Here is a 7,684-nt window from a genome sequence, read left to right as displayed (position 1 = left end):
TCCGCCACGACGCAGGCCTCGACCGGACGCCACCCGGTGCCCCCCAGCACCTCATCCACGAGCAGGCCGGTCCAGTCCATTTCGGCAAGGTCCTTGACCGATCCCCGCTCGCCGCGTTCGGCCAGGAACTCCCGCGCCGACGCTCTCAACAGGTCGAGGTCGACGTCCTCGTCCGCCATCGCGCCGTTAGCTGCGGGCGAGCAGCTGGTCGGCGTTGTCGCGCATGATCCGTCGCTTGGTGGCGTCGTCGAGCGGGTCGAGCAACTTGGCGAACTCGGCCGGCACGGCCAGCCCTTCGGCGTGCGGGTAATCCGAGCCCATGACCAGGCAGTCGTCGTATCCCAGGCTCGCGACGATCGCCGGGATGTCGTCCTCGGGGTACGGCACGACCCGAACATGACGGCGGAAGATCGCCGACGGTCGCTCCGTGAGCTTCCCGCCGATCCATGGTCCGTTGCGGCCCATGCCGCGGCTCTTGTCCATGTGCCGGACGAAGAACGGCACCCATTCCGCGCCGTGCTCGGCGACGAGGACATTCAGACCCGGAAAGCGGCCGAAGAGATTGTCGAAGATGAGGGCTGACAACGTCTCCTCGATCGGCCGCTGCCCGTAGATGTTCATCCACTGCCACGCGGACATGTGCCAGGAGGCCGGGTCGGGGTCCTGGCCCCACGCGGGCGAAATCGCATTGAAGTACCAGAACGGCATGATGTGGAACACCAGGACGCAGCCGGCCTCCTGCAGGCGCGCGTAAATGGGATCGAAGTACGGGTCGCCCGGTGACCGGCCGTAGGCCGGCCCCGTCGGCAGCAGCACGAACTTCGCTCCCTGCGCGATGATCGCCTCGGTCTCCGCGATCGCGGAATCCAAGTCGCGCAACGACATCAGCGCCGTCGCATAGATCCTGTCGTCGTAGTTGAAGCCCCACTCTTCGTCGAACCATCGGTTGAACGAGCGCAGATTCGCATACAGTGCCGCAGTGTCGTCGACGTAGTGTTCCGCCGCCAGCGCCATACCGCTGGGATAGATGACCATCCGCTCGATGTTCTGGTCCGCCATGACGGCCAGCCGGGCGGCACGCTCGACGAATTCCGGTTGCATGGGTTGCGGCTCGTAAGACTCCTCGGGGTTGCCCGATCCCATTTGCCTGAGCATCTCCTTGAGCGAGCCTGGCCGGTAGGCGACATCCAGGCCCAAACCGCCCTCGCTGTTGAAGGTCGCGACGCGATGGCCGGCCAGGATCACCTCGACGCCGTCGGCCCCGCGTACGGTGGTGATCGCCCGGTCTCGGAACTTTTCGGGCAGATAGCGGGTGAACGCATCCCGCGTCTCGTAGCAGTGCGTATCGCAGTCGAAGATGCCGTAATCGAGTTTCGTGGTCACCGCGTCGGTCTCCTTTAGTGAGAATGTAAATTCTCTATTTCCAGAAAACATACTATCCTGGTGCGGCAATGGCCATCCCGGGCTGGATGCCCGAAGGGCTCGAGCAGCGGGCGGCGCCGGCTCGGCCGCAATCGCACCGAGGAGACATGAGACCTTCACAACCGCTGGGAGACAAGAGGATCGGGCCCGCAGCGATTGGCTTGTGGATGGCCGATCCCGCGACACGGCCGAGCCGGGAGGCTGCGCGTGCCGACCGGTGAGCTCGACGAGCTCCGCGCGGTCGTTCGGGACTACCTGACGGCCACATCACCCAGCGAGACCGTGCGCAAGTTGATGGCGACGGAAACCGGCTACGACGAGGCATCGTGGCGCCAGATGGCCGGCGAGTTGGGGCTGCACGGCATCGGGGTTCCCGAGCGGTGGGGCGGGGCGGGTGCGGGCATGGCCGAACTGGCGGTGGTCTTTGAGGAAATGGGGCGCACGTTGCTGTGCTCCCCCTTCTTCGCCACCGTGGCCATGGCGACCCAGGCCATTCTCGCCAGCGGCGATGATGCCGCGGCCGAAGAGTTCATCCCCGGCTTCGTTGACGGCTCTGCCACCGCAACGCTGATCCTCAACGGCCGCCTTGGCGCCTGGGACCCCGGTGCAGTGACGTTGCGTGCCGACCGCAGCGGCGGCGCCTACCGGGTCCACGGTGAGGCGCCGCTCGTGATCGACGGTCACACCGCGGACGTCATCCTCGCCGCGGCCAATACCGAAGCCGGCATCTCGTTGCTGGCGATTCGGGCCGGGTCAGAGGGGGTCCGCCGGACCCCGCTGGCAGGACTCGACCGCACCCGAAAATTCGCCCGGCTGGAGTTCGGCGGTGTCCGGGCGGCGCTGATCGGCACGGAGGGGGCCGCGGCCGACTTCCTGGCACACACTTCGGACCTCGCCATCGTGGCGCTGACTGCCGAACAGGTGGGCGCCGCGCGGCGCTGCCTCGACATGGCCGTCGACTACGCCAAGCAACGGATCCAGTTCGGTCGGCCCATCGGCAGTTTCCAGGCGATCAAGCATCGGTGCGCGGACATGTTGGTTCAGGTTGAGGGTGCGCTTTCCGCCGTGTCGCATGCGGCCGAAGTGGCCCACACCGATGAGCTGCCGACCGCCGCGTCGGTCGCGAAAATGGTGTGTTCCGAGGCCTTCCTCCACGTCGCGCTCGACAACATGCGCATCCACGGCGGTATCGGCTTCACCTGGGAACACGACGCCCACCTTTTCGCCCGCCGCGCCAAGGCCACCCAGTTGATCTTCGGCGACCCGGACTACCACGCCCAACGACTGGCCACACTTGTCTCCGCGACGAAAGGACCCACGTGACCGTTTCTTTCTCTCTCGAACTGCCCACCCAGCGAGTCGAGGCGGTGGACGAGTTCGTCACCGCCGACGCCATTGCCGACATCGCGCGAGCGGCCGAGGCGAGCAAATTCGCGGCGGTCCATGTCACCGACCACCCCGCACCGGACTCCAAGTGGCTCGACCACGGCGGGCACCACGCCCTCGATCCGTTCGTCGCGTTGGCCTTCGCCGCCGCCGCAACGACCCACGTCAAGCTGCTGACCAATGTCTACATCGCCGCCTACCGCAACCCGTTCCTCGGCGCCAAATCGATTCAAAGCCTCGCGGTGTTGTCCGGGGGCCGGCTGATCCTGGGCACCGCGGCGGGATACCTGAAGCCCGAATTCAAGGCCCTGGGAGTCGATTTCGACAACCGCGGTGCCCTGCTCGATGAGGCCCTCGATGTGCTGGACAAGGTGCTCGGCGGCGGCGACCTCGCGTACGAGGGGACGTCGTTCGCCGCCCGCGGCGTCCGGTTGCGGCCGCTGCCCGCGAGTCCGCCCCCGGTCTGGGTCGGCGGCAACAGCAAGGCGGCGGTTCGCCGGGCGGTGTCACGCGCTCAGGGGTGGGCGCCGTTCAATACGTTCGGCTACGCGGCGGCCTCGCGCACAGCGGAAATCTCGACGATCGATGACCTGGCGCTCGCCATCGACTGGGCCAAGCAGTACGCGGCCGAGATCGGCCGCACCGCACCGCTGGAGATCTGTTTCTCGGCGGGAAACCTGTTGGACGACGGTAAGTCGGCCGACGAACGTCACGCGACGATCGCGCGGCTCGAGTCCGCCGGGGTCACCTGGCTCACCATCGCGCCGGCAGGTGCCGACCGGACCGAAGTCATCGACCGTGCCCGCGCCTTCGCCGACGAGTTCATCGCCGGGTGACGCGACGTCACGCCATCAGACTGCCGGCGGCGAATGCGTCCACGCTGATCCGGCGATGGGCGAACAGCCACCGACCGTCGACGGGTGTCAGTACGTCGCGGTAGCGGCCCCAGTGGTCGAGCCCGATGTCGGTGTGGACGGCGAAATAACTGCTGACCTCGACCCTGTCGCGGGCCACCGACCCGAACCTGATGCTGGTGACGTGGTGGCGGACATGAGTCGGCGCCCGCCGCCCCGATTGCCCAGGCTTTGTCACAGCGGCGCCCAGGCCCGCCTCGATCGCCGAGGGTCCCGTCAGCGGCCCGTCCCCCCCGGTGAATTCCAGCACGCCCTCGTCGCCGAAGCATGCGGCCAGCGCGCGAAGATCGAATCGGTCTGTGGCCGCGGTGTAGTCGGCCAACGTCTGTCGCACCGACTCCCGAACCTCGAGCTCCCACGCCTCCACCTGACCTCCTCGTTAATGACCGTTCCAGCACACGATAACGTTTATTCTCATGCCGCAACCAAGCCTTGAGGACCTGCTCGATCCGGTGACAACCGCGCTGGTGACCCAAGAGTGTCAGGGCGGGGTGATCGGGCCGCAGGCCGGCCTTCCGCTGCTCGCCGAGGAGGCCCGGCGAGAAGCCATTCCCAACATTGCCAGGCTGCTCGATGCGGCCAGGGCGGCCGGCGTGACGGTCGTGCACTGCCTGATACAGCGGCGCGCCGACGGTCGCGGTTCGAACACGAACGCCCGGTTGTTCGCGGCGGGGAAATCCTTCAGCGTCGACCTGACGCCCGGTAGCGCGGGCGCCTCGGTGCTCCCGGAATTGGGTCCACGCGACTCCGACCTTGTGCTCACCCGCACCCACGGTGTCGGCCCGATGTGCGGCACCGACCTGGACTCGATGCTGCGCAACCTGGGAATCAAAACCATTGTCGGAGTTGGCGTGTCGGTGAATATCGCGATCACCAACTTCGTCATGGATGCGGTCAACCGTGGCTATCAGTTCGTCCTACCGCGGGACGCGGTCAGTGGGTACCCGCGCGAGTATGCCGATTCGATCATCGACAACACGCTGTCCCTGCTCGCCACCGTGACCCCGTCGAGCGCGGTCATCGACGTGTGGAATGCAGCGGTGTGACCTGTCGCCGGCGCCCCAGATGTGGATGTTGCCGGGCGATGGTGATAACGTCGTTCTCAAATAGCGTAAATGATCATATTCGCTGCTCAGGAGGAAGAGTCACATGTCGTCCCGATCACTGCCGTATCCGGTTTTCGACATCGACAACCACATGTACGAGACGACGGACGCGCTCACGAAATACCTGCCCAAGGAGCACCGCGGGAAGGTCGGTTACGTCGAGGTCAGCGGCAGGCCCAAACTGGTTGTCAAGGACCGCATCAGCCACATGATCCCCAACCCGACGTTCGCGCGGGTTGCCAGGCCGGGCAGCGCCGAGGACTACTTCCTCGGCAACAACCCCGAGGGCCTCAACTTTCGCGAGTTCATCGGCGAGGCAATGGATGTCATCCCCGCCTACCAGGCGCCCGCCCCGCGGTTGGAGCTGATGGATGAACTGGGGCTCGACCAGTGTGTGATGTACCCGACCCTCGCCAGCCTCATCGAGGAGCGCACCACCGACGACGTCGTCCTCACCCACGCGATCATCCACGCGCTCAACGAGTGGATGCACGAGCATTGGACGTTCAACTACCACGATCGGATCTTCGCCACACCCGTCATCTGCCTGCCGATCGTGGACGAAGCCATCAGGGAACTGCACTGGTGCTTGGAGCGCGGTATGAAGACATTCCTGGTTCGGCCCGCGCCGGTGCCCAGTCGCTTCGGCGGCTCGCGATCCATGGGGCTGCCCGAGTTCGACCCGTTCTGGGAGGAGGTCGTCAACGCCGGCATGCCGGTCACCATGCACGCCTCGGACAGCGGCTACCAAAAACACCTCATGGAATGGGAGGGCGGCGACGAGTACCTGTCCTTCGCACCGAGCGCCCTGCGCGAGGTCGTGATGGGGCACCGGGCCATCGAGGACACCCTGGCCGCCATGATCTGCCACGGCGCGCTCTCGCGCTTCCCGGATCTGAAGATCTTCTGCGTGGAGAACGGCAGCGGCTGGGTGCGCAACCTGCTCGAGCAGCTCAACACGGCGTACAAGATCATGCCGAAGGAGTTCGACGAGCACCCGGTCGAGGTGTTCAAGCGCAACATCTACATCCACCCGTTCCTAGAGGACGACGTCAAGGGCATCGTCGACATCATGGGCGAGGACCACGTCATGTTCGGCTCCGACTTCCCGCACCCCGAGGGTATCGGCGACCCGCTGAGCTTCGTCGACCGGCTGGACGGCATCCCGGACTCGGCCAAGGCAAAGATCATGGGCGGCAACGCGATCGAGCACTTGAAGGTCAAGGTCGCGGCGTGACCCAGGCGCCCGCTGGCCCCACGGTTTACGAGGGGATCGCGGACTTCGAGGCTCACGTCGGCGAGCACCTTGGGTACAGCGATTGGCATCGGGTCACGCAGAAGGAGATCCATCTCTTCGCCGAGGCAACTGGTGACCATCAGTGGATCCACGTCGACCGGGAGAGGGCGGCCAGCGGTCCGTATGGCAGGACCATCGCACACGGCTATCTGACCTTGTCGCTGGTACCCATCCTGGTGCAACAGATCTATAAGGTGACCGGGCTGGCGATGCAGGTGAACTACGGCTCCGACAAGCTTCGGTTCCCCGCGCCGGTGCCGGTCGACTCGCGCATCCGGGCGGGGGCCGAGCTGCTGAAGGTGGAGCGCAACGACAAGGGGGGACGGGCCACGGTGCGCGTCACGGTCGAAGTCGAGGGCAACGACCGACCGGCGTGCGTCGTCGACACGATCGCGGCGATGGTCGACGCCTGACCACACGACACACGCCCGCCGGGGCTGACGGCGGCGGGTATCGCTACGCGTTGAGAATGCGTTGGCCGATGACGCGTTGCTCCTGCAACGCGTCGATGTCCGCATCGGACAGTCCAAGCGCCCCAAGCACCTCGGCGTTGTGCTGACCCAGCGTCGGTGCGGCGGTCCGGTGGTGGTGTGCGGGGCCCGGCGAGATCTGAAATGGCCAGCCCGGAAACCTCTGTCGGCCAGTGATCGGGTGGGCCAAATCTTGATAGAAACCGCGCGCATCGAGCTGTTCGACGTCATACATCTCGTCGGCTGCAAGTAGACGCTCGGCTGGGACGCGTTGTCGGACAAGCGTTGCCACCAGCTCACCGGCGGGTCGCCTGCTCGTCCAACTCGCGAGCACCTCGTCGAATTCGTCGTGGTGTTGCCGGCGAGCTTCCGCAGTCGCGAATCTCGGGTCGTCGCGCAGCTCGTCACGATCGATGGCGGCCAGCAGCGCGACCCAGTCGGCGTCGTCGCGCACGGAGATCGCGATCCACTCGTCGGTGCGGGCCGTCGGATAAACGCCTTGGGCGTATTCGCGGTGCCGATTTCCCTCCCGCGGCCGCACCGTGCCCGTCAGTGAGTACTCGATCACCGGTTCGGCGGTCACCGCAGCGCCAACCTCGATTTGCGCGACCTCGATGAGCTGGCCCTCACCGGTCGACCGCCGATGCTCGAGCGCGGCCAGCAATGCCACACCCGCATGTACGCCGGCGATGGGATCGGCGGGGCCCTGCAGGTTGCACGGCGGGCCATCCGGGTAACCGGTCATCGCCGACATCCCGGACACCTGTTCGATGTTCAGCGCCCAGCCCACGTAGTCGCGCCACGGCCCTTCCAGACCGAATCCGGGCATTCGCACCATGATCACGCCGGGATTGATCTTCGCGAGGGACTCATAGTCGAGCCCGAATTGCTCGACCACGCGCGGCGAGAAGTTCTCCACCACCACGTCGGCCTCGGCGGCCAGCCGCAGGGCCAACTCGCGGCCGGCGGCGGAGTTGAGGTCCAGGGTGATATCGCGCTTGTTGAGGTTCGTTCCCTGCCAAAGTGGCCCCCGTTCGTACCAGTCTTCCCCTTCGCGGAGTAACGAGCCGGAGTAGCGGTGGCCGTCGG

8 protein-coding genes and 1 pseudogene are annotated in these 7,684 nt (G+C 66.2%); 5 read left to right on the top strand and 4 right to left on the bottom strand.

Features of this window, described 5'->3' with window-relative positions:
• Both A5701_RS29445 and A5701_RS26675 read right to left on the bottom strand, forming a co-directional pair.
• Positions 1-179: pseudogene (locus tag A5701_RS29445) on the bottom strand (acyl-CoA dehydrogenase); the annotation flags it as partial.
• A gap of 7 nt (positions 180-186) precedes the next feature.
• Positions 187-1,383: an amidohydrolase family protein gene (locus tag A5701_RS26675; RefSeq protein WP_067761268.1), complete on the bottom strand. Its 1,197-nt coding sequence runs from the start codon at positions 1,381-1,383 to the stop codon at positions 187-189.
• Positions 1,384-1,629: 246 nt separating this feature from the next.
• On the opposite strand from A5701_RS26675, the gene A5701_RS26670 reads away from it, so the two are divergent.
• Both A5701_RS26670 and A5701_RS26665 read left to right on the top strand, forming a co-directional pair.
• The gene (locus A5701_RS26670; RefSeq protein ID WP_067761265.1) at positions 1,630-2,745 is read left to right on the top strand and encodes an acyl-CoA dehydrogenase family protein; all 1,116 of its coding nucleotides are present in this window, start codon (positions 1,630-1,632) and stop codon (positions 2,743-2,745) included.
• Entirely contained in the window at positions 2,742-3,644 is a 903-nt protein-coding gene (locus tag A5701_RS26665; protein WP_067761262.1) for a TIGR03619 family F420-dependent LLM class oxidoreductase, read from the top strand. The genes A5701_RS26670 and A5701_RS26665 overlap by 4 nt, the downstream gene beginning before the upstream one ends.
• A 7-nt stretch (positions 3,645-3,651) precedes the next feature.
• Here the strand turns inward: A5701_RS26665 and A5701_RS26660 are convergent, their stop codons facing one another.
• On the bottom strand, positions 3,652-4,089 hold the full coding sequence (locus A5701_RS26660; RefSeq protein WP_082969842.1) for a nuclear transport factor 2 family protein: 438 nt from the start codon (positions 4,087-4,089) through the stop codon (positions 3,652-3,654).
• A gap of 49 nt (positions 4,090-4,138) precedes the next feature.
• Between A5701_RS26660 and A5701_RS26655 the strand changes: the two genes are divergently transcribed.
• From A5701_RS26655 to A5701_RS26645, 3 genes are all read left to right on the top strand, one after another.
• Complete coding sequence (locus A5701_RS26655; RefSeq protein ID WP_067761259.1) at positions 4,139-4,768, top strand: cysteine hydrolase; 630 nt, start codon at positions 4,139-4,141, stop codon at positions 4,766-4,768.
• A gap of 103 nt (positions 4,769-4,871) precedes the next feature.
• Entirely contained in the window at positions 4,872-6,065 is a 1,194-nt protein-coding gene (locus A5701_RS26650; protein WP_067761256.1) for an amidohydrolase family protein, read from the top strand.
• Positions 6,062-6,538: a MaoC family dehydratase gene (locus A5701_RS26645; protein ID WP_067761253.1), complete on the top strand. Its 477-nt coding sequence runs from the start codon at positions 6,062-6,064 to the stop codon at positions 6,536-6,538. The genes A5701_RS26650 and A5701_RS26645 overlap by 4 nt, the downstream gene beginning before the upstream one ends.
• 43 nt (positions 6,539-6,581) lie before the next feature.
• Here A5701_RS26645 and A5701_RS26640 read toward each other — a convergent pair.
• Positions 6,582-7,684, bottom strand: a 1,103-nt coding sequence (locus A5701_RS26640; RefSeq protein ID WP_197505070.1) for a CaiB/BaiF CoA-transferase family protein, incomplete at its 5' end; no start/stop codon positions are given.

This window comes from Mycobacterium sp. E3305 (assembly GCF_001666785.1).
Lineage (GTDB): Bacteria > Actinomycetota > Actinomycetes > Mycobacteriales > Mycobacteriaceae > Mycobacterium.
This window is presented reverse-complemented; position numbering and strand designations above follow the sequence as displayed.